17 protein-coding genes and 1 pseudogene are annotated in these 24,696 nt (G+C 56.5%); 9 read left to right on the top strand and 9 right to left on the bottom strand.

What is annotated here, in order from left to right; genetic code table 11:
* Both AC1DA5_RS05750 and AC1DA5_RS05745 read right to left on the bottom strand, forming a co-directional pair.
* Positions 1-244, bottom strand: a pseudogene (locus AC1DA5_RS05750) (transposase); the annotation flags it as partial.
* Positions 245-391: 147 nt separating this feature from the next.
* Positions 392-643, bottom strand: a complete 252-nt coding sequence (locus AC1DA5_RS05745; protein ID WP_480289515.1) for a transposase-like zinc-binding domain-containing protein — start codon at positions 641-643, stop codon at positions 392-394.
* A 2-nt stretch (positions 644-645) separates the two neighbouring features.
* Here AC1DA5_RS05745 and AC1DA5_RS05740 point away from each other — a divergent pair, with 2 nt between their 5' ends.
* Positions 646-849, top strand: a complete 204-nt coding sequence (locus AC1DA5_RS05740) for a hypothetical protein (RefSeq protein ID WP_480289513.1) — start codon at positions 646-648, stop codon at positions 847-849.
* A 7-nt stretch (positions 850-856) separates the two neighbouring features.
* On the opposite strand, the gene AC1DA5_RS05735 is transcribed toward AC1DA5_RS05740, so the two are convergent.
* Complete coding sequence (locus tag AC1DA5_RS05735; RefSeq protein ID WP_480289511.1) at positions 857-4,342, bottom strand: glycoside hydrolase; 3,486 nt, start codon at positions 4,340-4,342, stop codon at positions 857-859.
* Positions 4,343-4,818: 476 nt separating this feature from the next.
* Here AC1DA5_RS05735 and AC1DA5_RS05730 point away from each other — a divergent pair, with 476 nt between their 5' ends.
* The 6 genes from AC1DA5_RS05730 to AC1DA5_RS05705 all read left to right on the top strand — a co-directional run bounded on the left by AC1DA5_RS05730 (position 4,819) and on the right by AC1DA5_RS05705 (position 15,863).
* On the top strand, positions 4,819-6,129 hold the full coding sequence (locus tag AC1DA5_RS05730; RefSeq protein ID WP_070725312.1) for an extracellular solute-binding protein: 1,311 nt from the start codon (positions 4,819-4,821) through the stop codon (positions 6,127-6,129).
* Between the two features lie 280 nt (positions 6,130-6,409).
* Positions 6,410-7,201 carry a carbohydrate ABC transporter permease gene (locus AC1DA5_RS05725; protein WP_227469093.1) on the top strand — a complete coding sequence of 264 codons (792 nt, stop codon included), beginning with the start codon at positions 6,410-6,412 and terminating at the stop codon, positions 7,199-7,201.
* Positions 7,194-8,003 (top strand): carbohydrate ABC transporter permease, encoded by an 810-nt coding sequence (locus tag AC1DA5_RS05720; protein WP_058237237.1) that lies wholly within the window; start codon positions 7,194-7,196, stop codon positions 8,001-8,003. The genes AC1DA5_RS05725 and AC1DA5_RS05720 overlap by 8 nt, the downstream gene beginning before the upstream one ends.
* Positions 8,000-11,017: a beta-galactosidase, LacZ type gene (gene lacZ / locus AC1DA5_RS05715; protein ID WP_480289509.1), complete on the top strand. Its 3,018-nt coding sequence runs from the start codon at positions 8,000-8,002 to the stop codon at positions 11,015-11,017. Before AC1DA5_RS05720 ends, lacZ begins: the two co-directional genes overlap by 4 nt.
* Before the next feature lie 298 nt (positions 11,018-11,315).
* Entirely contained in the window at positions 11,316-15,650 is a 4,335-nt protein-coding gene (locus AC1DA5_RS05710; protein WP_480289507.1) for a prevent-host-death family protein, read from the top strand.
* 3 nt (positions 15,651-15,653) lie between these two features.
* Positions 15,654-15,863, top strand: a complete 210-nt coding sequence (locus AC1DA5_RS05705; RefSeq protein WP_058237235.1) for a hypothetical protein — start codon at positions 15,654-15,656, stop codon at positions 15,861-15,863.
* 39 nt (positions 15,864-15,902) lie between these two features.
* Here AC1DA5_RS05705 and mscL read toward each other — a convergent pair whose 3' ends face one another.
* Together mscL and AC1DA5_RS05695 are read right to left on the bottom strand one after the other, a co-directional pair.
* Positions 15,903-16,316, bottom strand: coding sequence for a large conductance mechanosensitive channel protein MscL (gene mscL, locus AC1DA5_RS05700; RefSeq protein ID WP_058237234.1), 414 nt, complete (start codon positions 16,314-16,316; stop codon positions 15,903-15,905).
* 34 nt (positions 16,317-16,350) lie between these two features.
* Positions 16,351-16,983, bottom strand: coding sequence for a hypothetical protein (locus AC1DA5_RS05695; RefSeq protein ID WP_070725317.1), 633 nt, complete (start codon positions 16,981-16,983; stop codon positions 16,351-16,353).
* A gap of 243 nt (positions 16,984-17,226) precedes the next feature.
* Between AC1DA5_RS05695 and AC1DA5_RS05690 the strand changes: the two genes are divergently transcribed.
* Positions 17,227-18,357 carry a hypothetical protein gene (locus tag AC1DA5_RS05690; RefSeq protein ID WP_092648815.1) on the top strand — a complete coding sequence of 377 codons (1,131 nt, stop codon included), beginning with the start codon at positions 17,227-17,229 and terminating at the stop codon, positions 18,355-18,357.
* A 59-nt stretch (positions 18,358-18,416) separates the two neighbouring features.
* Here the strand turns inward: AC1DA5_RS05690 and AC1DA5_RS05685 are convergent, their stop codons facing one another.
* The 3 genes from AC1DA5_RS05685 to AC1DA5_RS05675 are packed head-to-tail and all read right to left on the bottom strand — an operon-like array spanning position 18,417 to position 22,107.
* A complete protein-coding gene (locus tag AC1DA5_RS05685; RefSeq protein ID WP_257590307.1) occupies positions 18,417-19,580 on the bottom strand; it encodes an alpha/beta hydrolase in 1,164 nt (387 codons plus the stop codon).
* A 4-nt stretch (positions 19,581-19,584) separates the two neighbouring features.
* A complete protein-coding gene (gene metX, locus AC1DA5_RS05680; RefSeq protein WP_092648813.1) occupies positions 19,585-20,733 on the bottom strand; it encodes a homoserine O-acetyltransferase MetX in 1,149 nt (382 codons plus the stop codon).
* A gap of 3 nt (positions 20,734-20,736) precedes the next feature.
* Positions 20,737-22,107 carry an O-acetylhomoserine aminocarboxypropyltransferase/cysteine synthase family protein gene (locus AC1DA5_RS05675; protein WP_092648812.1) on the bottom strand — a complete coding sequence of 457 codons (1,371 nt, stop codon included), beginning with the start codon at positions 22,105-22,107 and terminating at the stop codon, positions 20,737-20,739.
* Between the two features lie 514 nt (positions 22,108-22,621).
* Here AC1DA5_RS05675 and AC1DA5_RS05670 point away from each other — a divergent pair.
* The gene (locus AC1DA5_RS05670; RefSeq protein WP_227469098.1) at positions 22,622-23,998 is read left to right on the top strand and encodes a C40 family peptidase; all 1,377 of its coding nucleotides are present in this window, start codon (positions 22,622-22,624) and stop codon (positions 23,996-23,998) included.
* A gap of 21 nt (positions 23,999-24,019) precedes the next feature.
* On the opposite strand, the gene AC1DA5_RS05665 is transcribed toward AC1DA5_RS05670, so the two are convergent.
* On the bottom strand, positions 24,020-24,526 hold the full coding sequence (locus AC1DA5_RS05665; protein WP_058237230.1) for an inorganic diphosphatase: 507 nt from the start codon (positions 24,524-24,526) through the stop codon (positions 24,020-24,022).
* Between the last annotated feature and the right edge of the window lie 170 nt (positions 24,527-24,696).

Here is a 24,696-nt window from a genome sequence, read left to right as displayed (position 1 = left end):
GCGGCTTCGTCGAGAGTGTTGATGGCGGCGAGGTTGCCTCCGAGGCGCAGTAATGCCTTGCCGGCAGGGGTTTTCGGTGCCCTGTCAGGTCGGTTTTCGTGTTGAGCCATACGTGGAACAGGCAGCGCTGAACCCCGGTGGCGGGCCAGCATTGCCGGATTGCTTTGAGTGCTCCTGGCCTGTCATCGGTGATGACCACGGTAGGGGCTGGGAACTTGGAAAGGAGCGCCTGCCATGCGGCTACGGATTCACGGTCGCACCATTGTCAGCCAATGACGTGTGACTCGTTTGTTGCGATCAGTAAGCACCAGTGGTGGGATAGATAAATCCCGTCGATGATGATCTGATCATAAATCTCACCAGTGATCAACGGTTGCGGAGGATCGACCTGCTAGCACCAGGAGTCCTTTCTGGCAAACGAGGTTGTCGGCATTGCCAGCTGTTTGACGCACACTCCTGCCACAAGCCATGACACGAAAAGTGATGCCTGGGCTCGCCTGGTGGCATCTGGGCGGTTGATAACCCTCGACGCCCCGCACGCTCGGCACCGCCACCTGGTTCTTCCAGCACTGGTTTGACCGTTCTTGACAAGCTTGTGGCCGCATACACCACAACGCGGCCGATTTCTAGCAGCATGGACCATACATGCTTTCAAAGCATGTACACAGCGCTCAAACCCCTGACACACCGAACAAAAACCAACACCACGTACACACAATCCGGGCATTAACCCTGAAAACGCGCCAGCGCCTCGGCAAGATGAATGAATCGAGTCATCTTGCCGAGGCGCTGGCTTTACCATTTGCAGGTCCTTCAAAGCGCATCCCCACCGAAGAAGGGGATACCTGAGCATGAACTAGTCGGGCATTGGGGTCACGAGGTGCGATGAAGCCATCTTTTTCCGAGCCGGCAAGAAAGCGCAGATACCTAATCCCGTGACGATACTCGTTGCGATAAACCATGCCATTCCTGGGAAACCAGTCCGGACTATGCGATAGGTGGATTCTGGCTCTTGACTGGATGCCGCGGACTCCGTGGCTTCTTCCCGAGTTGACTGAGACGAATCGAGAGATTGAGCTGAGTCAGCCGGATTCTCGACCTCGAATCTGACAACATGCTGGTAGCGTGACTGCTTGTCCGCGGACAAGACATCGATGACCGCGAACGGGGTTTCGAGAGAAGCCTGAGTTATCGTCACCGTCGCATCCCTATCGAGCGGAATTGCGCCGATTTCTGGAAAGTTACCACTCTCGCGATCTAGCCGCGGTATCGCTAAAGTGCTCTCGCCCGTGCCGGAGACAAAGTGAGGGACATCCACGCCATCAGCGGTTAGGCGTGCAATTCCAGATTGGCTCGATGCAGTGGCTCTCGTCGCATTGATTACGACCTCGGAAATAATCATGTGGGTCTGTGGGCGTGCTGTCAAAACGATTCGGATTCCTTGAGTCCAGCGATTCACATCAACCTTTACGAATGGAGCCCCTGTGTCTGAAGACTCGACATTGACCTCGGGCAACGCCTTCCACTGGTCAGTGGCGGGATCTTTATTTTCAACATGCAATCGAGATGGGTAAGAGAGGTAGCTGCCATCTCTATAGGTGTAGATTCCAACTTCCGATACCAGCTCGCTTTTTTCTAATTCATAAGTGAGCATGTCCGTTGAGTTCTTGTCACCAGACTTCCAATTCGACCACGCTTTATCATCGAGCACCATATTTGTCGTCGCGCCTACCGAGTATCCCGGTTCTGTGAAGCTAGCAGAGGAATTTGAATGAGGCGCGACGTTGTGAGCGCTAGGAGAGGTGACGATTACGTGAAGAATGGCAGGCACGCTCTGGCCGACACTTTCCGCCTCTCCGTACACGCTGGTGACACCCTCATGCGTGAGATCTTCTGGTCGTAGAGAGGAAAAATCCCATGTAACTGGCATTTCGAAGCGTTTCTCAGATCCGGCAACAGTGCCTGTCGTTGTCAGAGGAGCCGACTTCTTGATTTCTTCTATTGAAATGTGGGGATAGACCGTTATCGAACTTGGATCGGCGTATGCGGTGGCCCCAACTACTACGTGGACTCTCGCATCGTCGAAAGCATTACCGTATTGATCTATTCCATGACCGAGCACATCGACTGTTCCATGGTCAGGCCAAGAAATACCTTCGGTATCCCATGTGACGTTGACAGGTAAGCCATGACCGTAACTAAAGATCGGCGTCACCTGTTCTGGAAGGCTCGGGGCAAGACCTGGTTTCGTTCGTACCGTGGTTTCAATGAATCCTTTTCGAGCGACGTCGCGTAATAACCAGCGCTGATTTGCCCCTCCCGACGATTCATACATGCCGACACGCGCCCCATCGTTGCGCGATTGGTCTATGACGTCAAGGACCTGAATGCCTCCTGCCGCTTGGAGTGTGAAATCCTTCCCCGTAGTGGTCGAAATAATCCAATCGATAGGATCTGCCGATTCTGAAGCTATGACTCGGTCGCCATTGAGAGCAAGTTTCTGACCATGAGAATTTTCAAGGTTTATCACTAGCCGATTGGTGCCTTCGCCCGATTTAACAGTCGCTTTCCACGCTTGCCGCGTAGAGCGGTCGGTCGTTGGATCGTAGATTGTGACTGTTTCGTCTGCTCCGGCGGTGAGAGCTTTACCTGACTGCACGCCAAATAACTCGTACGACTCCCCATCGTGAAAAGCAGGGGCAGTCTGACTAATTCCAGAGACAGACTCAATTTCGAATGTTGTGACAGAACGCGCCGGCACAGTCATCATCGTGACACCGCTTGCATCGACTTTAGCCGGAGTGCCGCGACGGAGTGCATTCGCCGTCACGTTGTCTTGCGGGGATTCGGTTGTGGTTATGGGAGTAATTACCGCATTCGAAAAGTCGGCGAAGTTAGATAGGTCAATAGCAACTTGGCGAGTTTCATTGCTTGAATTTACGTGGACGATATTCAAACCATTGCCATCTGAAGTGATGGCTGCAGTTGAGTGCACCTCATCAACTGGAATGAGACGGTCGCCGGGACGAATATGATGGGTAAAGTTTCTGATGGTATTGAACTTGGAGTTGGTGAGAACCTTACAGGATGGATCTGGTTCGCCATCTTCAATCCTTCGGATTGAATTCCCATTCTCGTCGCAGTCGAAATCAACAAAAACAGATCCCCAATTCAGTTTTTCGACCTTTTCCATGTTGTAAAGATCTTCAACGGGTTGCCAAAAGACCCATGCCCTGGGCTCAAGCTCGCGCAGATCATCGATTATGTGCTGTGCCATTCCTAACCCGTTGGCTATATCGACCTGGTTGAATCCCAGCGAAGTTTGAGACCAGTTTCCTTCAACTTCGCTCATCCACAAAGGTGTTTGATCCGCTTTCGCAATGTCCCGCACTTTAAGCCGGTCAGTTGTGCCATATGTATGAACGTTGTACTGACTGACCAAATTACGTGCTTCAGGAGACCAATCGCGCCAGTTCCTGACGAAAGTCCCAGGATTCGTTTCATCCATCGCGGAGATCTTGACGGAGGTACTCGTAGATTCATTAGCGAGGCGAGAATCAAGCACCCGTATCATTTCATCTTGATATGTGGGCCCGATGTGAGCACCCTCTTGTCGCGAGGCGGTAGTTGGCCAGCCCGTGCCTGGATCTATTTGAGTTCCCCAGTAATTTGTATTTGGCTCATTGAAAGGATCAAGTGTGTCAAATTCAATGCCATGAGATTTTTCGAGGTGTTCGACGACTCTCACGAGGTAGTCCGCAAAAGCTGGCATGTTCTCTGTGCTGAGTTGTTCGCGTGTTGAGTCGAAGCCGCCTGAAACAAATCCGGACTCGGTGAGGAAATAGGGGGGAGAATTCGAGAAAGCCTCCCATTTCGTTACCTTATTCTTGATGGCGTCTATCCACCATCGCTGGCTTGCGTCCGCCTCAAAGTTGTAGTGTGATGCATCGTTACTGCTCCAATGTTTTCGGTATCTTTCCCGATCCTCGTAGGTAGAGCTAACGGAGCCGTCATCGTCGCCGACATCCAAAGTATCCTGCCACCACCCCTGAACAGCACCTCCTGGACGTAGGTATGGCGGGACGTCTGTCGCGTTGCCTCCTCCAATGTTGTAGCGGGCAATATTCAGATTGAGGCCGTCTTCTCCAAAAACCGCGTCGCGGAGTTCGTTTCGGACTGAATCTGGATATCCTCCGGTCGCATTGGCAAACCACACCAATGAAGTGCCCCATCCCTCGAATGGCTCACTCTGATACGCAGGATTTGGCTGAATATGGGCTGCGTTCTCAATTTCGTTTGCTTCTGCATGGGCGTCCATGGCTGAGGCAGGAATGGTCGACAACCCAAGCCCTCCCGCGCAGATAAGAGCTCCAAAAGCCGCTAGTTTTGACCGCATCGTCAAAAGTCCCTTCGTCCAAGTAACACACAGACACCACTCTGTGGTTACGTAACCACAGGGTAACAGATGTCAAGCTCACCCAACAGGGTTTAGCCGATCAGGACTGTCAGCGTCTGTTGCTGTGCCAGTGAGCTTCTATTCGAACTGGCTACCACTAAGGCGGTGACCTCCCGGATAGTGAAATATGGCAAACTGGCATGGTTTCGTGGGCGGAAGCCGCATCGTGCTGCCGAGGGCCTACGTGCTTCAGACAGCAGAATGAATGGCGCTCACGTGTTCTTGGAGCTTATGTTGGTATGAAGTGCACAGCCGAATAGGTGTCAATGCACTTTGCACTACGATGCGCGTATGGTAGCGTAATCGCATTCCAACTGTTCGGGGTGCGTCGACGCAGCTCGAAATAAATAGGAGGTTGTTCGATGGTGAGCAAGAAGAAGTTATTAGCAACTGCAGCAACAATTCCGCTAGCTTTGGGACTTGCTGCTTGTGGAGGATCTGGTGGCGGTTCCGGCGAATCAGGCTCTGCAGCTGGCGGTGATGAGAATTCATTGACCGTGTGGGCGTGGGATCCTGCGTTCAACATCTACGCAATGAACACGGCGGCAGAGATTTACAAGAAGGACCACCCTGACGTTGATATTAACGTCACTGAAGTGCCATGGGATGATGTACAAGCTAAGCTGACGACGCTGGCACAATCGCAGCAGTTTGATCAGTTGCCGGACATCGTGCTTGTCCAGAATATGGCTTTCCAAAAGAATGTCATTAACTACCCAGACCTCTTTAGTGATTACTCCGACTCAGGGATTGATTTCTCCGAATTTCCTGAAGCGGTCGTGGGGTATTCGGTAGTTGATGGCGTGAATTACGGCCTTCCCTTTGATTCTGGGACTGCAGTAAATGCCTTGCGAACAGATGTCTTGGAGGAAGCTGGTTATTCACTTGACGACTTCACTGACATTACATGGAGTGACTTCATTAAGAAGGGCGAGGACGTCCTGGCGAAGACGGGTAAACCGATGATGAGCGGAGTTGCTGGCTCGTCGGACACCTTGATGATGATCCTGCAAAGTGCCGGTGTATCGCTATTTAGCGAAGATGGCAAAGCCAACATAGTGAATAACGACGCGCTGCGCAAGGCCATTGATATCTACGCAGAAATGGTGAAAAAGGGCCTGCTTGTCGAGGTGAATTCCTGGGACGAGTACATTGGTACAATTACGAATTCCACGGCAGCGGGTACCTTGCAAGGTATCTGGATATCAGGCTCGATTCAGACCTCGGAAGACCAGTCCGGTAAGTGGGGCATTACGAACGTTCCAAAGCTGGAAGGCGTGGAGGGAGCGACAAACTACTCAACTAATGGTGGCTCGTCCTGGGCAATTACGTCGAATGCCAACGTGGAACTGGCTGCGGATTTCCTTAAGTCCACCTTCGCAGGTTCGACCGAACTGTATGACACAATTCTTTCCTCGTCAGGCGCTATTGCGAACTGGATTCCTGCTGGTAAATCGGATGTATACAACCAGCCGGTTGAGTTCTACGGCAATGACCCCGTTTACAAGAAGGTTGTCGAGTTTGGATCGCATGTCCCCGCAATTGACCCCGGTGTTTACTACTACGAGGCTCGTGATGCAGTCAGCGCGGCAGTTACCAAGATTATTGCAGGTGGGTCGCCGGATGAAGCACTTCAAGAGGCTCAGGATAACGTTGAATTTGCTATGCAATAACGCTAATTGCGTAGACTTTAATTCTTCGTGCTCGTTATAGCTCTATTGCCGTCCTCGACTTTGAAATGACAAGTCGAGGACGGCGGAAGCTATCGACTCTGAAGCCTTTCATTGATTCAGGAGAATATCTGTAATGTTGGCACAGAAAACTCGTAGGCGTTCTCACAATAAAAATGACAATAGGACTACTACCAGTCGCGCATATCGACGTCGCAACTTAACTGGATGGTCATTTCTAATTCCTGCCGCGTTGCTCATCATGATAATGAGCTTTTATCCTATGGTGCAGGCTTTGATTTTGTCTTTCAAAACCGGTAAAGGCTCTCGGCTGCATTTTGCTGAACCGTTCTATATGAACTATCAACGTCTTCTTAATGATGACATCTTTATGATGACGCTCAAGAACACGTTCATATATCTTATTATTCAAGTTCCGATCATGCTGATATTGGCCATGATCCTTGCCAACATGCTTAACGATCGGAATCTACGGTTTAAGGGTTTCTGGCGGACAGCCATTTTCCTTCCCTGCGCAGTCTCTCTTGTCTCGTACTCGCTAGTTTTTCGTACTCTCTTCGCCAATGATGGCTTTGTTAATGACGTACTTGGAAAAATCGGTCTGATCGACTCGCCAGTGAACTGGTTAGGGCAGCCTAATACAGCGAGATTCGTCATTGTTTTTGGCTTAATTTGGCGCTGGACTGGGTACAATATGGTGTTTTATCTGGCTGCTCTGCAGAACATAGAGCAATCCAGTCTTGAAGCAGCGCGTATTGATGGCGCGAATGCGTGGCAAACCTTCTGGTATGTCACGGTTCCTCAGCTCAAACCAATGATTTTGTTGACAGCCATCATGTCTACGAACGGCACACTTCAGCTATTTGATGAGTCATGGAACTTGACTCGTGGTGGCCCCGCCTACTCGTCGATGACGATGTCGCATTACTTATACGAGTTGTCATTCCAAAAGAATCCGAATATCGGTTATGGATCAGCAATATCGTATGTAATTTTGATTTTGGTAGCAATACTTGCGCTGGCGCAGATGAAGGTCGGTGATAAACGTGACTAAGACGTTCCGCCGTGTTCCGGGATACCTCTTCTTGACAGTTTTCTCGATTTTTTCGTTGTTTCCGCTGTATTACATGTTGGTCTCTGCAACAAATACGTCGCGAGACGTACTCTCGTCAAAACTCACGCCTGGCGGAAATTTGATGGCTAATATTCGCGACTTGCTTGCCACGCAAAATGTTGGAGCTGCAATGTGGCACTCGGTTGTGAATGCTGTGCTCACTACAGTTCTGGCGTTGCTGGTGTGCTCGATTGCAGGGTATGGATTTGAGATTTATCACTCAAAAGGAAAGGATGTCTTGATGGCGGTTCTATTGCTCGCCATGATGATTCCTTTCGCGGCGACCATGATTCCGTTGTTCCGCCTGTTTGCAAAGGGTGGAATGGTCAACTCAACGTGGGCTGTCGTCCTACCTGCAATTTCTACGCCGTTCCTGATTCTGCTCTTTCGACAGTCCTCGCGTAATTTTCCATATGAGATCATCGAGGCTGCACGTATTGACGGCCTGAGTGAGCTTTCGATCTTTGCACGCATCTATATTCCGACGATGCGGCCTACGTATGCCGCTGCCGCTGTTATTACCTTCATGACAGCATGGAATAATTTCCTGTGGCCTAAAGTCATTCTGGTTGATTCGTCGTATCAAACCATGCCTATGCTGATATCGAACTTGGCTGCTGGTTACGTAACTAATTATGGTGTTCTCATGTTGGCTGTTCTGCTGACATCACTTCCGGCGATGGTTGTGTTTTTTGTTCTCCAACGGAGCTTTACTGAAGGAATTACGGGAGCCATTAAATGATCGACATTTCCGAAAAGATCAACAATCCTCAGTGTTTCGCTGAAAACCGGATGCCTGCGCATTCAGACCACCGATGGTTCGGAAGCGCGCGCAGCGCCGCCCTCGGCAATTCTGAATACGAGCAGTGCCTGAACGGACTGTGGAAGATTCACTACGCGAAAAACCCTGCGGCAACCGTGCCCGGTTTTGAACAACCCGACTATGACTGCGCGGCGTGGGATGACATCCCAGTCCCCGCGCACATCCAAATGCGCGGCTACGACAAGCCGCAATACGTCAACACCCAATACCCCTGGGATGGGCAGGAAGACGTTGCGGAGGGCACAGCTCCCACCCGGTTCAACCCTGTCGCCTCCTACGTGCATACCTTCACCCTTGACCGGCCGCTCGAAGAAGGGGAGCGAATTTCCGTCTCCTTCAAGGGCGCTGAAAGTGCACTGGTTGTGTGGCTGAACGGCACATATATCGGATACGCCACCGATACCTTCACGCCCAGTGAATTCGACATTACCGATGCGCTGGTCGAGGGGAGCAACAAGCTCGCAGTGCAGGTCATCAAATGGTGCGCCGCCTCATGGATTGAGGACCAGGACTTCTACCGATTCTCCGGCCTGTTCCGCGACGTCGTGCTCTACCGGCGGCCCGCTGTCCACCTCGAAGACCTGTGTGTAAGCGCCGAGCTGACTGACGATTACTCACGTGCCATCGTGCGCGTCAAACCAGTCGTCATTGGCGAGGGTGACCTGACCGTGGCGCTGGACGATATGGGGGAGCTCAATCGCTCCGACGACGGCACTTACGAGATCACCATTGAGCAGCCGCACCTGTGGAGCCACGAAGATCCGTACCTGTATGACCTCACGCTGGAATTGCGTGACAACGACGGGCAACTGCGTGAAGTGATCCCTCAGACCGTGGGCATTCGACGCTTCGCCATCGAAGACGGCGTGATGAAACTCAACGGCAAACGCGTGATCTTTACAGGTGTGAACCGGCACGAATTCGGCCTTGATGGTCGCGTGATGAGCCGCGAGCAAACTGAACGCGACATCATCATGCTCAAGCAGGCCAACATCAACGCGATCCGCACCAGCCATTACCCGAACAACTCGTTCCTGTATGAACTGTGTGACCGCTACGGACTGATGGTCATCGACGAAATGAACCTGGAATCCCACGGCGTGTGGGACAGGATGTTGCTGCGCAAGGAACCGGTTGAGCACGCTTTGCCGGGTAACCGTGAAGAGTGGCGAGGCGCACTGTTGGACCGCGCAGCGTCAATGCTGATGCGCGACCGCAATCATGCCAGCATTGTAATCTGGTCATGCGGCAATGAGTCCTACGGCGGTTCGATGATCGCAGCGGTGGCCGACTATTTCCGCGAACACGACTCGCGGGTCGTACATTACGAAGGCGTCGTTCACGACAACCGCTACCCGAACTCCACTGACATCCACTCAGAGATGTACACACCGGCCGCAACAGTCGAAGAATTCTTGGCTCAGCACCGCGACAAGCCGATGATCCTCTGCGAGTTTGCGCACGCCATGGGCAACTCGTTCGGCGCCGTTGACAAGTACCTTGACCTAGCGCGCCGCGAGGAACTTTTCCAGGGCGGATTCATCTGGGACTTCGCTGACCAGGCAATCGCCATGCGCGACAAATACAACCGCCCGTTCTTCGGATACGGCGGGGACAACGGCGAGGCGCCAACGGACTACGAATTCTGCGGCAACGGCATCTACTTCGCTGATCACACGCCTACCCCGAAGATTCAGGAAGTCAGCTATCTGTTCCAGGATTTCGACATCACAGTTGAGCGTGCGAAAGTGACAATTGAAAACCGCTGCATGTTCACGAACTCCGATGCGTTCATATGCGTGGTAAGCCTAGAACATGAAGGTGCCATGCTGGCTCAGAGGGCCCTCGACACTCATGTTGAACCGGGAGAAAATGCCACCTACGACCTGCCGTTCAGCCTGCCTGAAGAAGCAGGCGAATACGTCATCAACGTGGAAATGCGCCTGCGTGAGGACACCGAATGGGCCGAGCGCGGACACGTCGTCGCCTACGGGCAGGGAGTCTTCGCTGTAGAAGGAGCTGCGGCTCCGGCTTCGGGCATTCCTGCACCTCGAGTAGTGGAAGGCGTGCGCAATATCGGTGTGCACGGCGAACACTTCTCCGCTCTGTTCACCTCGGCGCGTGGACTGACGTCCTACCGGTACGGCATGACAAGCGAGGGCGGGCGCGAACTGCTTCACAGCACAGTGCGCCCGAACTTCTGGCACGCACCCACCTCGAATGAAAACGGGTGGAACATGCAGCGCGAATGCGCTCCGTGGCTTATTGCCTCACGGTATGCAAGACCGGTCGACGAGGAAGCGAAGGTGGAAACAGACGCCACCTCGGTAACAATCACGTTCCGCTATGACCTGTTGACCGCCCCGGGTGCCATGCTCACCGTGGCGTACAGGGCTGACGGAAACGGTCGTATCACGGTCACGATGACGACAACGCCTGACGCGAAGCTGCCGTCGATGCCTGAATATGGTGCACTGTTTGAACTGTCGGACCGTCTGACCCACATGCGCTGGTACGGCGAAGGGCCTGAGGAGTGCTACGTGGACCGTCGTCAGGGGGCGCGCCTGGGTGTCTACGACCTGGAAGTGGCCGACGCGTTGACCCCGTACCTGCGTCCGCAGGAAGCAGGTTCACGCACGGGCGTGCGCTGGGCGGAATTGACCGACGAGGATGGCTGGGGCATCCGTTTCGAGGCTGACGAGCCGATGGAGTTCTCCGCTTTGCCGTGGACCCCGTTTGAGATCGAAAACGCTGCCCATCCCAACGAGTTGCCCGCCCCGATCAAGACTGTGGCCCGACCGGCGCTGATGCGTCGCGGCGTGGCCGGCGATGATACGTGGGGTGCCCGCACCCACCCTGAATATGAGCTGCCGCGAGGTGAGAAACTCCAGTTCACCTTCAGTTTCTGTGGCGTTGTGAACGCCTCGTACTGAACGGCTGCATCAACCGGCTTGAATAAACCGTGACCTGATGACCTGTGGTGTCTGCCCTCGGTGCGCACCACAGGTCATCAGTCATATCGAACAGGTTTGAGATTCAAGACACACTCATTGCCGCGACTAAGGACATCAATCTCGGACAAGCGGAGTAGACCCTCACATGAGACTTACCGTCCGTGCGATTCCTGCCAGCTGGCCAGCTCCGGAATGCGTCGGCGTCATCCTCGTGGCAATTGGGGGCATACCGCGGCGCTTCCACAAAAGCGTGGCCATTAGCAATTAGCTTAGGAGAGTGGTTCCGAGTATCTTCTCCCGTTCAAATTCGGCTTCGTCCCGCCCTCGCCGGCGCTCCGAAGCCGCGGACGATGTGCGCGCCCAACACACGCCGATCGCCGACGAGCTGACAGACGCATTGGCGCAATGGCGTCAGGATCTATCCACACTCACGGTGAATGAACCCACCGTTGCAGGAACCAACGAAGCAGCCCCACGCCTTGCGCTCGGACAGGCCCACCCCGGAGGTCTGGCGCAACTGTACGCAGAGCACCCCACGCGCTTGTCGAACCTCGTACGGGAAAAAAGCGCGTACGAGCGGGCACGCGAAAAAACGTTGACGGTGATACGACGCGCGCGCCAGCTGGCTGCGACGCACGGAATCGGCCCCATCCACCTGGCGATCGGACAGGCATCGTGGACAGATGCGGGGGTACGGCGAGGCTCCCCGGCATTGCTGCGACCAGTCACTGTTGAAGAAACTGATGACGGCGATATCGTCATTTCCCTGCGTGAGGGAGCATCGATTGGACCTAGCCTGTCGCAGGCATTTGAATCAGCTCATCTCAACGTCGACCCGCACGCGATCCTGGATGACGCAACGTCGCTGCATGGGTTTTCACCCACCCGTGCACTGGCGCAGCTACGCGATATCGGTGCCAGTCTGGAGCGCTTTGACCTGAGGGAAGGCCTGGTTCTCGGCATCTTTGAGCATCCGGCAAGTGTGCTGCTGCGCGAGTTTGACCACCAGCAGGACCTGGTGAACCACCCGATTATTCGAGCGCTGGCAGGCGATGAAGAAGCGGTCAGAGAAATCGGCCAGGAACTGCCTCGCGCGAACCCCGCGGATCGTGACCCGTGGGATGAAAAAGGCATCGGTGACCTGGCTCCTGCCCAGCAGGACATCGTCGAGGCAGTTGCTGACGGCGCATCCCTCATGATCGATATTCCGCACGGTGCGGACGATACCGCCGTGATTGCTGCCATCATGACAGATGCTGCGTCACGAGGGCGTTCCACCATGCATATTGCAGGATCCCCGTCGCGCACCACGCGAGTGGAAACGTATCTTGACCAGCACGGAGTCAGTGAAATCTCCGTGCGCGTCGATGGCAGTGCCCAGTCGGCGCAGATTGTGCGTGAGCGCCTCGAATTCGCCATGGCCGACACGTCCGATGTGATCACCGATCCCACGCAGATCGAAGCGGTGCGGACGCGACTGCGTCGCGTCCGGGAGGCCCTGTCATCACATACGACCTACCTCCATAAGCCGTTCGACCGTTTCGGCGTATCCGCCTACGATGCCCTACAGGTGTTGACAGATCTGACCAACATGCACCCTGCTCCACGCACCCGCGTCAGGCTGCGCGAGGATGTCCTGCTAGACATTGCGCAGGATCAGGGACAGCGCGCCCGCACGCTGCTGCACCGAGCCAGCGGCCTGAATCTGTTCTCATCATTCACGCAGCGCGGCGCGTGGCGCGGAGCGGTCATCAACGCAGCGGAGCAGGTTCCCGATGTCTTGAAACGAGTCAGGAGGCTCGCCACCGAATCCCTGCCTGAGATGCGAGTGCAGATGGGCACGGTTGCCGGCGAAACGGGGCTTGTCCCTGCCACCAGCCTGACTCAGTGGGAAGCTCAGCTTCAAATGCTCGAAGGCGTGCGCGATGTCCTCGACGTGTTCGAGCCGGCCATTTTTGAACGCAGCGCAGCCGATATGGTGATTGCAACCGCGTCGAAGCAATGGCGTCGCTCGCACGGTATCTCCATGAAACATTCGCAGCGTCAGCGCCTGATCCGACAGGCACGCGATTATGTGCGGCCCGGACGTCACGTTGAAGACCTTCACCGTGAACTTCTGCTCGTGCAGGAGCGCCGTGATGTGTGGCGACAGCATTGTGATTCCGACGGTTGGCCCACACTGCCGCAACGCATGGATGAGATCATTGAGCTGGCCGCATCAGTGCGTGCTGACCTGAACCGTCTGGCGCCGATTCTTGGCACCTCTCACCCTGACCTTGCCCGTATGAATATGACCGATCTGGGCAGACTGCTCGATCGTCTGGCAGCAGATCCGGATGGTGCTCGCGAACTTCCGCAACGTGTCGCTGTTCTGAAGGAACTGGCTCAGATCGGACTGGATGACCTCGTCGCTGACCTCCGTAAACGTAGTGTCGTCGATGAGATGCTGGATAGTGAACTCGATCTGGCGTGGTGGGCATCCGTTCTTGGACTGATGCTGGCACAAGAACCCAAACTCGGCGGGTTCGACCCGACAAAACTTGAAGACCTCATTGTTGAAGGCCGCCGGCTGGACGAAGAACAAATCGAATCGCTGGCTCCGATTGCGCTCCAGCGTGCACGCCGATTGCGCCAGCAGGCTCTTGCCACGCGACCTGAACAGCACGCCGACTTGGTTGCGTCATTGAAAGCAGGTGCCAGCGGGACTGACCTCTTCGCGCGACACCTCCTGTCCTCGCACCTCATTCCGCTGGTGTTGACCGTCCCGACTCTGGTACCGCTCCTTGTGCCGCATGGACACCGCATTGACCTCGTTGTGCTCGATGATGTCGATAGCCTGCCGTTGGCAGAACTTATTCCCATCATCGCGCGTGCGCGACAGATCGTGGTGATCGCCGACCTGTCGACCAGCGGCACCGCTTCCGAGCAGTCGGATTCCAGCAAAACGCAGGGAGCCGTGAGCGCGCTCGCTCAGATTTTGCCTCACTCGCGTTTGAGCGTGCTGCCGGGTCATCTCAATGACCGTGTTGCCAAATTGGTGAGCCAATACGATTCAGCTCAAATGGGTATCCCGGTTCCCTGGAGCACGACCAGTTCACCGATCAAGGCGATCTGGCCCGATGGCTCAGGTATGCCTGCACCGGGTGTAGCTGCAGTCGAGTCGTCGGCCGCCGAAGTCCACGCAGTTGTCGAGCAGGTCATTTGCCACGCACTCGAGCACCCCGACCGCTCCCTTGCTGTGATCGCGCTCAATGAACGGCATGCCACACGTATCCGCGCCGCCCTCGAACGGGAAGTGGCATCGTCTCCGGGGCTGACATCCTTCTTTGATCCTGATGCTCTTGAACCTTTCGTCGTGGTGAGTCCCGAAGACGCGCGTGGCCTGAGCCGGGATCACATTATGCTCACGGTGGGCTACGCGAAGACACCACACGGTCGCGTCCTGCACGATTTTGGCCAGATCAGCGCTGCGTCGGGCCTGCCCGTCCTTATTGATGTGCTGCGCACGGTGCGTTCGGAACTGACCGTATTTTCGTCAATTCGTCCCGAGGAATTTGATCGCTCACGTGTCACGTCCGAGGGAGCCCACTTGCTGCTCGATCTGTTGGAAGTAGCTGAAGGGGCAGAAGAGGACGAAAGAGATGCAACATGGCCGACCCTGCAGGATGCCCCCGATCCGCTGCTGATCGACTTGGCTGAGCGGCTGTATTCACTTGGTCTGGAAGTGGTACCGAACGTGGGTGTGCCCGGAGGAATGCGTATTCCGCTGGCAATCGGTCATCCCGAAGTACCTGGTCGCCTGCTCGTCGCAGTGCTCACTGATGATGATGCATATGTCAACGAGCCTTCACTGCGGGTGCGCGATCGGATCTGGCCTAAACTCCTGGAGGCCCAGGGATGGAAAGTCCGAACCGAACTGTCCATGGCAGTCTTCATTGATCCCGAACGCGAAACTGACGCGATTGTGCAGCTCGTCCTTGATGCAGTTGATGAGGCCAACGGGCCGGCAGCGCATATCACGGTGCCCGACATCATTGATATCGACGAGGCAGACTCCGATGACGCGCCTGGTCTGGATCGCTCACTGAACGCTGACGCCTCGTCCGAGCCAGTTAACGGTTCTTCAGAGTCTGATCGCGGTGCCCACTCCGGCGCGCCCGGCGCAGATGGTCAAACCGGCAGCATCACTGATGATGAGGATGCTGGTGGTACGCGCGCCGAGAGCGGGACGGAAGGCTCCGAAGGTGCGCGAGCACTGGACTCGCCATCACCGGCAATGAGCAGTGAGGATCGGGCTCGTGCCCGAGCTGACGAAATCGAGCTGGGACTGACCGCAGAGATTTCCCGAATCGATCTTGAAGCGGCGAAGGAATCGGCGGATGCTGACAAGCGTGGACCGCGACCAGCTATCGCCAAAGGCCTTCCTCTGGCCGCCTACGGTGATGATCAGCTCGATGAGCTGGCACACTGGGTGCGCGCTGATGGTGAGGAACGCACGGAAGACGAGCTGATTGATGAACTGCGTTTCGCTGTGGGGCTAACCCGTCGTGGAGCGCAAACCGATGCAGTGTTGCGTAACGTTGTCAGGCGTACCCAGCCAACTCAGGAATAGGCGATGGCAGAGCACTCCAGACGTCGGCGCGTCATACGCATCAGCCCGACTGATCAGCGGCTGATCGATGACGGCGTGGCACCCTCGTGGGACGAGAAAGTAACCTCACGTGACCGTGAACGCGAAGGAGCCCAGCGTCATAATGATCATGAAAATGACGCCAGGCTCCTTGACAATGTCCCACCGCATTGGCAGGTGCGATCCGATTCCTAGGTGATGGCCATCAGGCCGCCACCAGGGTCAGAAGCGAGGTTAGCGTACGGATGGCGTTGAGCCATTTGTGGAGAGCAGGTCGCGAATTTCGACAAGCAGTTTTGCTTCATCGGTCAAAGCAGGCTCTTCGGCTTCATTCTGTTCGGTCTTCTTCTGACGACGCTCTGCCAGCTTATTCATGGGCATCACGATGCAGAAGTAGATGGCGAATGCGATGAGCAGGAAGTTGACAAGGGCAGTCAGAACGAGTCCTGGCTTGATCTCGGACGTGCCGATGGTGAACTTGAGGACGTCGTCAAAGTTCGGCTGGCCAAAGATGGCGCCAATCAGCGGATTGATCACGCCATCAACGAGGGCGGTCACAATCTGTGAAAACGCGGCGCCGATAATGACACCAACTGCCAGGTCGACGACGTTGCCTCTGGAAATGAATTCCTTGAATCCCTGGATCATGATCGTCTCCTTGAAAAATAGACAAAGGGGATTCTTACCCCGAAGGAGATCGTAATACGAGCGTGATGATGTCTGAGGTAACGTGCCCGACGATCCGCTCAGTTTCGTCTGCTTTCATGATGATCGATACCGATTGGGTGGGCGAATCGGCCAGTGGCCCCGAATCATGGTCGGAAATCGAGGCGATACGGATACCATCAGCAAGCAGGGTCGCCGGGCATTTTCGCTGTTCATCGGCGCAGAATGAGTCAGATGCCCACAGCTGCACCGTGTCTCCAGCCGACACTCGAGTCAGCTGATCGACAGGCAGCTCGATCGTGACTTGAGCCTCGTCATCTGCCAGAGCGCGAGAATCCGCAGATCCTGCCACATTCGATTCAGTCAGCACCGTCCCCGCCTCGATGTCGGCACCCACCCATCGAGGCGGGATATCCGCGTCAGCGCTCAGCGCATCTGCTGGCACCGCAGCCGGTGGCACTGCGACTGTGTGAACTGCGGAACTGCTCGTCATTCCAGATGTCAGACGGGCTGACGTGACGAGGACGTCAACCCCTGGGGGAGGCGGACGCAGATACATCAGTGTTCCGCACAAGGCCAGACACATACTCACAGCTACTGTGATACGGACGGCCCAGTTCCATCGTCGGATTCGTGTCAGATCATCCATACGGTCACCTCATCATGGGTGTGCACTCGCCCAAAGCGCAGTGGCTCCACTTGTGGATCGCGCGAGATTCACGTCGACAGTGTGGATAACACAGTTTCGACCCACTCCTGTAGATGCCGCCGCATTGTCAGGGCCACTGCGGCCGTTCTGTTGATCGAGGCAGATCACTGTACGATTGCCGTAGACTGACATAAGAAACACTGCGGCGAGCGGAACGCAGCAGAGGACCGGGGGTGGCATTGAATGGCACTGTTTGAGGTCGAAAACGGGCGCCTGGTGGCAGCACAGTTCGGCCATCCTGTTCAGGGGCCAATAGGCGAGGATGTGCTGGACTCGGTGCGCAACCAGGTATTGGAGATTGTCTCGCGCCCACTGTTTCCGATTACATGGCGAGACACCTCCCACCATCCTGACGCGGCCGGCACCCCTCGCCTGACTGCGCTGGACGCAACCGGCCAAGTGGTGTGCGTGGAAGTTACCTCACATCTGGATTCAGATCTGCTGATCGCCTCCCTTTCGCGACTGTCAGACTCGGCAGCATTGTCGTGGACTGACCTGGCACGCGAATATGCAGGCGGGGTGGAAGCATTCCGGACCGGATGGCTACGGTTCCGCGATTCCATGCCACCCACCATTTCAGCTGGCCCACGCCTCATCCTGGTGGTCGGATCCATCGACGACCAGGTGCGGCCTGCCCTGGATGTGCTCGCCTCCTCAGGTGTGGAAGTGCACGAACTGTCGATGCGTGCCCTGTCATCTGGCCGCATTTTCCTGGACGTTCAGACAGTGGGGCCACGCTTGTACGGGCATGTCCCGCATGTCCTCGTGTCGGATGCTCAGTCGCAGGCCACGATCGGCCCGGCCCCCTCGGCAGACAATGGGCTGTACGCGCGCGGCGAGACTTCGTGGGACCCATCAGAAGGGGACGAGGATTACCTGCGTGCTGATTTTGATGACGCCACTGCTCAGGAGGATCCCGAAACCGGCGCGATCAGCATTATCGCCCCGCATCTGCCGTCTCGATCCGAGCGACGTCATGCCAGGCACGCGCAGCAACGCCGCGACGACACTTCAGAAGCGGTATCCGTGAGCGCAGACGATGAAGCGCTCGAACTCGTTGCGCACATGGTGGGCGAACAGATCGCACTGGTACTGGATACTGAGCTGGCTACAGATACGCAGTTTAGCGAGGACCGTGCCCACCTGACCGAACAGGGCGTGATCGTCATGGCTGAAGCGGAGTTCTCCGACCCGACAGATGCGTTGGCAAGTTTGGGTCTGAGCGGAATTGACGGGTGGCACGCCTGGCATATCGACAATGCTGAAGGTCCGACGCTGGCAGAAGCGCTCGCAGAAATTCGCGCCGTTCGCTGAATGCCGCTCGAACGAGGGAACGCCTGACGTGTGCCCGACAGTGCTGCCGCAGTTCACTGCTACAGTGCGTGAGCCATGAACTCCAGCCAGGAATCCATCGTGTACCAGACGCGTTGACGAACATCAGGATCCGACAACACCAGGTCATGGCGCCCGTCAAAGCGCGCGATTGTCACCAAAGATCCCAGGTGGGCTGACCGCGTAGCCAACACATCGGCATCGAGCACCGTGTCAGAACGGAAAACTTCCGGGCTCCACTTCTCGTCAAAATAACTGTGCGTGGACATCATCGACAGAATCGGGCAGTCAATCGAGACAGAATGCTCGATCTTCTCGTGCCCCACCAGGATGGCATCGAGCCACTGAGCGTACACCGGGTAGCCTTCTGGGCGCTTCCATTCATGCAGGTAGTCCCACCCTGTGAAAGCAGGGTCGTCGTCAGGAAAATCACGCAGCTCTTCTGGCAGGTCGAAACCCGAAGTCGACCAGCCCTCCATGAGGGAACGGCCATAATGATCCGGCCCTGTTGATGCAGGAATTTCCCACAGGGGAGTGCGGGCAGCGATGCGGCCAAGGACGGGCTGGACAGCCGAACGCACCGCTGCAAGCGTCTGCATCTCCAGCCACGGCGAATTCAGAACCAGTCCATCGAGCGCACCGGGGTGACGCCACGCCCATAAGGTTGCGATCAGGCCGCCCGTCGAATGTCCCATCACGATCAGCGGGCCGTCAGAGCATTCGCCGCGGATGATGTCGAGCGCCTCACCCATGTCCTCGTCATAGTCGTCAATATCGCTGATGAAGCCAATTGTTTGCCACGGGCGCAGTGATCTGCCGTACTTGCGTAGGTCCAGTGCGTAGAAGCGCCCGCCCAGCGCCGAAATATGGCGTGCGAGGTGCCGCTGGAAGAAATAGTCATTTCGGCCATGCAGGTACAGGACTGTCACGGGGTTCTCGAGGCGGATAATCGGCCGGTCGACTGAACGCAGGTCATCTGCGTTCGGGTCGTTTTCTGGATCGTGACGCACCAACGTTGCCACAACCGGGCCTTCATCGTCGGGCAGAAGATCGATGGTTCGTGACACAAATCCTTCGCCCAGCACGTCAGTGCGCCACTGGCCCGATGGCGGTGGCCCGTCTGTGCCCCACGGTGCCAGGGGATCCCGAACTACGGGTTCGTCCTGTTCAGTCAGTTCATCGCGATCGTTCAAATGCTCACTCACACTCCTACTGTATCGACTGGACCCATCGGTTTGATGCAGAGCCAGGCTCGTATTCCTCATGCCCGCCGCGATACCGATCAATGAATTCTCGGATCAGTCGTGCCACCTGATCACGTTCAATCAGGAAACCGTCATGACCGTGGTCGGAGTGCACCTCTCGATAGAACGCGCCGCGCACGTTGTCCGCAATGTTCCACAACTCATTGGGATGGAACAGACGATCCGAATCAACGGCAATCACCAGCGTGCGGGCCGTCACTGAACGCAGCGCGTGCGCAATGCCGCCACGATCCCGCCCCACGTCATGCGTCAACATGGCGTGGCATAGCGCGACGTAGGAGCCTGCATCGAAACGGTTGGCCAGCTTGACACCGTGATGATCCAGGTATGACTGGATAGCCAGCCGGCCCCCCTCGAGCACATCTTCTTCATGCTGCGGGAACCTGCCGAAGCGTTCCTGCAGCTCCGGCGCACTGCGATACGTTGTATGCGCAATCTGCCGGGCCAGCCCCAGTCCCTGCGCGGGAGGCGGCCCACCGTAATAGTCGCCTCCCTTCCACAGGGGATCGAGGCGGATTGCGCCCAGCTGACTGTGAATCCATGCCGCCTGATCAGCAGTTGTCTGCGCACCCGAGGCAACGACGATAAGGCGTTCGACGCGTTGCGGGTAGGTGATGGCCCACTCCAGCGCTCGGTGACCTCCCATCGACGCGCCGATCACGAGTGACCAGCGATCAATTCCCAGTGCGTCAGCCAGCCGCGCTTCGGCATGGACCTGGTCGCGAGTGGAGATGAGAGGGAAACGCGACCCCCACGGTGTGCCGTCGGGAGCAGGGGAGGAGGGGCCGGTGGACCCATGGCAGCCTCCGAGGATATTTGCAGCGACCACGAAGTGCTCGCGCGTGTCAATAGGAGATCCTTCCCCGACGATGCCCTCCCACCATCCTGGTGTCGGATCGTGGGATGAGGACGTCACGTGAGAATCACCGGTTAGTGCATGCAGGACCAGCACGGCGTTGGAGCGCTCCGCATTCAGGGTGCCCCACGTTTCGTATGCCAGATGTGCCTGTGGCAGTGCGTCTCCGTTTTCAAGACGCAGCGGCCCAATATCGCACAGGTGCCGCCCGCCAGGGCATGTCGGTTTGGATCTCATGTGTCACTCCTGTGTCTTTCGTGCACTCGACCCCTCGCCGCTCACCGCGTCAGCAGCTGCGAAACCTCGCTCCAGATCAGCGATGATGTCGTCGACGTTTTCAATGCCGACGGATAGGCGAATCGTGCCGCCCTCGATTCCTGACTTGCGCAGCTCCTCTTCCGTGAGTTGCGAGTGCGTGGTCGAGGCTGGGTGAATCACCAGAGTCTTTGTGTCGCCGATGTTGGCGACGGTGGGAATCAATTCGAGTGACTCAGCGAAGGTGCGCCCCGCATCGGCGCCACCTTTGATGACGAAGGAGAGCAAGCCACCGGCACCCCTCGGCGCATACTTGAGCTGCAACTGGTGGTAGGGCGAAGCGTCGAGGCCTGCGTAGTTGACCGATTCCACGTCTGCGTGTGCCTCCAAGTATCGGGCAATCGTCAGCGCGTTGTCGACGTGGCGTTCAACTCGCAGTGACAGTGTCTGGATGCCCTGCTCAATCAGGAACGTGTTGAGCGGGGAGAGCGTGAAACCGAAGTCACGCAGTCCGACGGTGCGGGCTCGAAGAATGAAGGACAGGTTCACGCCGAACTGCCCGTCTTTTCCGAGATCGCGCGCAAAGACTATGCCGTTGTAGCTGGCGTCGGGTTCATTGAAGTCGGGGTAGCGGGCAGGGTCTGATCCGAAGTCGAAGGTGCCGCCATCGACGATGACGCCTGCCACTGAGGTGCCGTGCCCACTGAAGTACTTCGTGGCCGAATGGATCACGATGTCGGCGCCCCATTCCAGTGGTCGCACGAGGTAAGGCGTGGCCACCGTGTTGTCCACAATCAGCGGAACTCCGACTCGGTGCGCTGCCTGCGCGACTGGCTCGATATCGAGGATATCGCCCTTGGGGTTCGGGATCGTCTCGCCGTAAAATGCGACCGTCCTGTCATCGGCAAGTGCTTCCCACTGAGCCGGATCTGCGGGATCATCCACCCAGCGTGTTTCAATTCCCAAACGTCCCAGTGAGTTCTTCAGCAGGATGATCGATCCGCCGTACAGCGAGGGTGACGCCACGACGTTATTGCCTGCCTGAGCGATGTTGAGAATAGCCAGAGCTGCAGCTGATTGGCCCGAGGACACCAACAGTGCTCCCACGCCGCCTTCGAGCGAGGCGATACGGGCTTCGACGGCGTCGTTGGTGGGGTTCGTCAGACGGGAATAAATGGGGCCGAGTTCGCGCAGCGCAAAGCGGTTCGCTGCCTGTTCGGGTGTCTCGAAGGCGAAAGATGAGCTGTGAACAATGGGGAGGCTGGTTGCGCCCGTTTGAGGATCGCGATCCCATCCGGCGTGAATCTGGCGGGTTTCAAAAGCCCAGGTGCGTTCGATTTCGGTGCGGTCAGACATGAGTGTGCTCCTTTAATAGTGTCAAGAATCTTTGGCGGCGCGATGAGTTGGACTCACACTTGTGGTGTGGTGAATTGGTGAGCCAGTTGTCGACAAGTCAGTCTTTGACGCAATCAACAGATGTCTGAAACTTGAAAACGAATGGCAGCGTCCAACGTCCCGCGCTAGATGAGGGCGGTGCTGCACAGCTGGTCGTGTGACGAGCGTGCAGTCAGTTGGACATTCGCATTCGTTGGAACATGTCCATCACAGTAAGAGATTCATCGTGATCATGCAAGATGAGGTCAGAGGCGTGTCCACGATGTGGATGGTGGGGTGTGCGGAAGATGAACGAGGGGGATGTGTCTGGTGTGACGAATGTGAAAACTGTGACTGATGTGAATAACGTGAAAAATGGTGAAATTGTTGCCAAAGTGTTCGACGATGGGCTAGCGTAAGTGCTATATGTCGTGCGCGATGTCCACATGGCGTGGGGAGCGTGCGGGAAAAGTCAGAGTGTCATTAGGTGGATCAGGTGAAAAGACAGGTTTACGGTAAGGTGTTGAGCCACTTTGGCCAGAAGGCTCCGCGTCGCGCATCTGGCCGATACGCACTGACCGCTCTATTCATGTCAGGTTTGCTTGCTGTCAGTGCCGGCGTTGCGATGCCGGCGTCATATGCAGATGACACGCCCTCTCAAGATGACATCAATCAGGCGCGTGCCGAAGCCGATGCCGCCAAGATGTCAGTGGGGCAGATCGAAGTCGAATTGGCCGCGGTCTCTCAGCGCGCTTCAGATGCCATGCGCAATGCGCAGATTGCCGGCGAAGAGCTCAACAAAGCACGCTTGGATCTTGATGCTGCAACTGCTGCGGCAAATAAAGCTCGCGATGATGCGGATAAGGCTCAGGCTGAGTTTGATAAAGGTCGTCAGGAGCTGGCTGCTATAGCGCAGACTGCCTACCGCTCTGAAGGTTCGTCTCTTGATGCCGCTGCAGCATATTTGCAGGCCGACGGATTGCGCTCCGTTGAGTTCAAACAGACGACACTCGATTCATTCGCCAATAATGCCGATACGAAGATGCAACGGGTGGCCGCCCTCGAAAAAGTAGCATCGGTGATGAAGGAATCGGCTGAATCTGCCGAACAGCGTCAGCAAAAGGCGACAAACGAGGTGCAGGAACGCACCGATGCTGCGCAAAATGCTGCCAACTCGGCGTTGGCTTCTCAGCAGGCCACTGAAGCGCGCCGCAGTGAACTTGTGGCTGAGCTGGCACGCAAGGAAAACACCACTGTTGAGCTGATTAATCAGCGTGAAGCCGAACTGGAACGTCGTCGCGTGGAAGCAGCGCGCAAGGCGGCCGAAGAAGAATCAGCTCGCCTGGCGGCTTTGGCTGCGCGCCAGGAAGAAGAAGCGGCTACTCAGGGTCGACAGGAAGAGACGTATACTCCGCCTTCGCGTGAGACGCGCCCAACGCCGACTCCTACGCCGACCCCAGCGCCGACTCCTGATCCGGCACCCGCACCGTCCTACGGCGGCAGCGGCGGAGCGCAGACAGCGGTCAACGCTGCGTATAGCTTCCTGGGCGTCCCCTACGTATGGGCTGGCGAATCATACGCCGGTGTGGACTGCTCCGGCCTGGTCATGCTGGCGTGGAGGCAGGCTGGCGTGTACCTGCCACACTACTCTGCCTCACAGTATGGATATGGCACCCGTATTCCGCTGAGCCAGCGTCAACCGGGCGATTTGCTCTTCTGGTCCAGCGACGGTTCACAAAGCGGTATTTACCACGTGGCGATCGCCCTTGGCGGCGACCAGATGATCGAAGCGCCGTATCCTGGCACCACGGTGCGCGTCACCAGCATCTATGGCTGGAGCGGTTCCCTGATGCCGTACGTCGTTCGCCTCTGAGACTGCCTGGTGAGCTAGTCGCTACTCGTGCGCGTGCTCGCCAGCTTCGGCTTGTCTGGCTCGCGCGTAGGAGCGACGGATTTCCTCCTCGGCGTCTTCACGGCCCACCCAGTGTGCGCCTTCGACCGACTTGCCGGGTTCGAGGTCCTTGTACACCTCGAAGAAGTGCTGAATTTCAAGACGATGGTATTCCGACACGTCTTCAATTTCTGTGCGCCACGACGCGCGTTGATCGGAAGCTGGAACACACAGAACCTTATCGTCGCCGCCTTTCTCGTCGCGCATGCGGAACATGCCCAAAGCGCGGCAGCGGATCACGCATCCCGGGAATGTGGGCTCTTCGAGCAACACCAATGCGTCCAGAGGGTCGCCGTCCTCGCCGAGCGTGTCATCAATGAAACCGTAATCATCGGGATAGCGGGTCGACGTGAACAGCATGCGATCCAGACGAATACGACCGGTCTCGTGATCAATCTCGTATTTATTACGATTGCCCTTCGGGATCTCAATCGTCACGTCGAATTCCATCAATTTGTGTTCCTCCTGAGTGGCCGTATCTGTCTCATCCGCCATTGTCCACTACTGTGGAGCCGTGGGTTGAGACCGACTCACCCAAGGCGGAGGAGACGCGCGTGCAACGTCAAACTATAGGTGCGATTGTATGCGCTTCACTATGCACTTTAGCGTGTGGGGCGTAC

It is taken from the genome of Pauljensenia sp. C0254C2 (genome assembly GCF_056583835.1).
This window is presented reverse-complemented; position numbering and strand designations above follow the sequence as displayed.

Bases quoted from the DNA above. Each gene is read 5' to 3' on its own strand.
- AC1DA5_RS05730 (WP_070725312.1), top strand. From the start codon at position 4,819: ATGGTGAGCAAGAAGAAGTTATTAGCAACTGCAGCAACAATTCCGCTA.
- AC1DA5_RS05665 (WP_058237230.1), bottom strand. From the start codon at position 24,526: ATGGAATTCGACGTGACGATTGAGATCCCGAAGGGCAATCGTAATAAA.
- AC1DA5_RS05745 (WP_480289515.1), bottom strand. From the start codon at position 643: ATGGTCCATGCTGCTAGAAATCGGCCGCGTTGTGGTGTATGCGGCCAC.
- AC1DA5_RS05690 (WP_092648815.1), top strand. From the start codon at position 17,227: ATGGCACTGTTTGAGGTCGAAAACGGGCGCCTGGTGGCAGCACAGTTC.
- metX (WP_092648813.1), bottom strand. From the start codon at position 20,733: ATGAGATCCAAACCGACATGCCCTGGCGGGCGGCACCTGTGCGATATT.
- AC1DA5_RS05675 (WP_092648812.1), bottom strand. From the start codon at position 22,107: ATGTCTGACCGCACCGAAATCGAACGCACCTGGGCTTTTGAAACCCGC.
- AC1DA5_RS05705 (WP_058237235.1), top strand. From the start codon at position 15,654: ATGGCAGAGCACTCCAGACGTCGGCGCGTCATACGCATCAGCCCGACT.
- lacZ (WP_480289509.1), top strand. From the start codon at position 8,000: ATGATCGACATTTCCGAAAAGATCAACAATCCTCAGTGTTTCGCTGAA.
- mscL (WP_058237234.1), bottom strand. From the start codon at position 16,316: ATGATCCAGGGATTCAAGGAATTCATTTCCAGAGGCAACGTCGTCGAC.
- AC1DA5_RS05740 (WP_480289513.1), top strand. From the start codon at position 646: ATGCTTTCAAAGCATGTACACAGCGCTCAAACCCCTGACACACCGAAC.
- AC1DA5_RS05725 (WP_227469093.1), top strand. From the start codon at position 6,410: ATGGTGCAGGCTTTGATTTTGTCTTTCAAAACCGGTAAAGGCTCTCGG.
- AC1DA5_RS05695 (WP_070725317.1), bottom strand. From the start codon at position 16,983: ATGGATGATCTGACACGAATCCGACGATGGAACTGGGCCGTCCGTATC.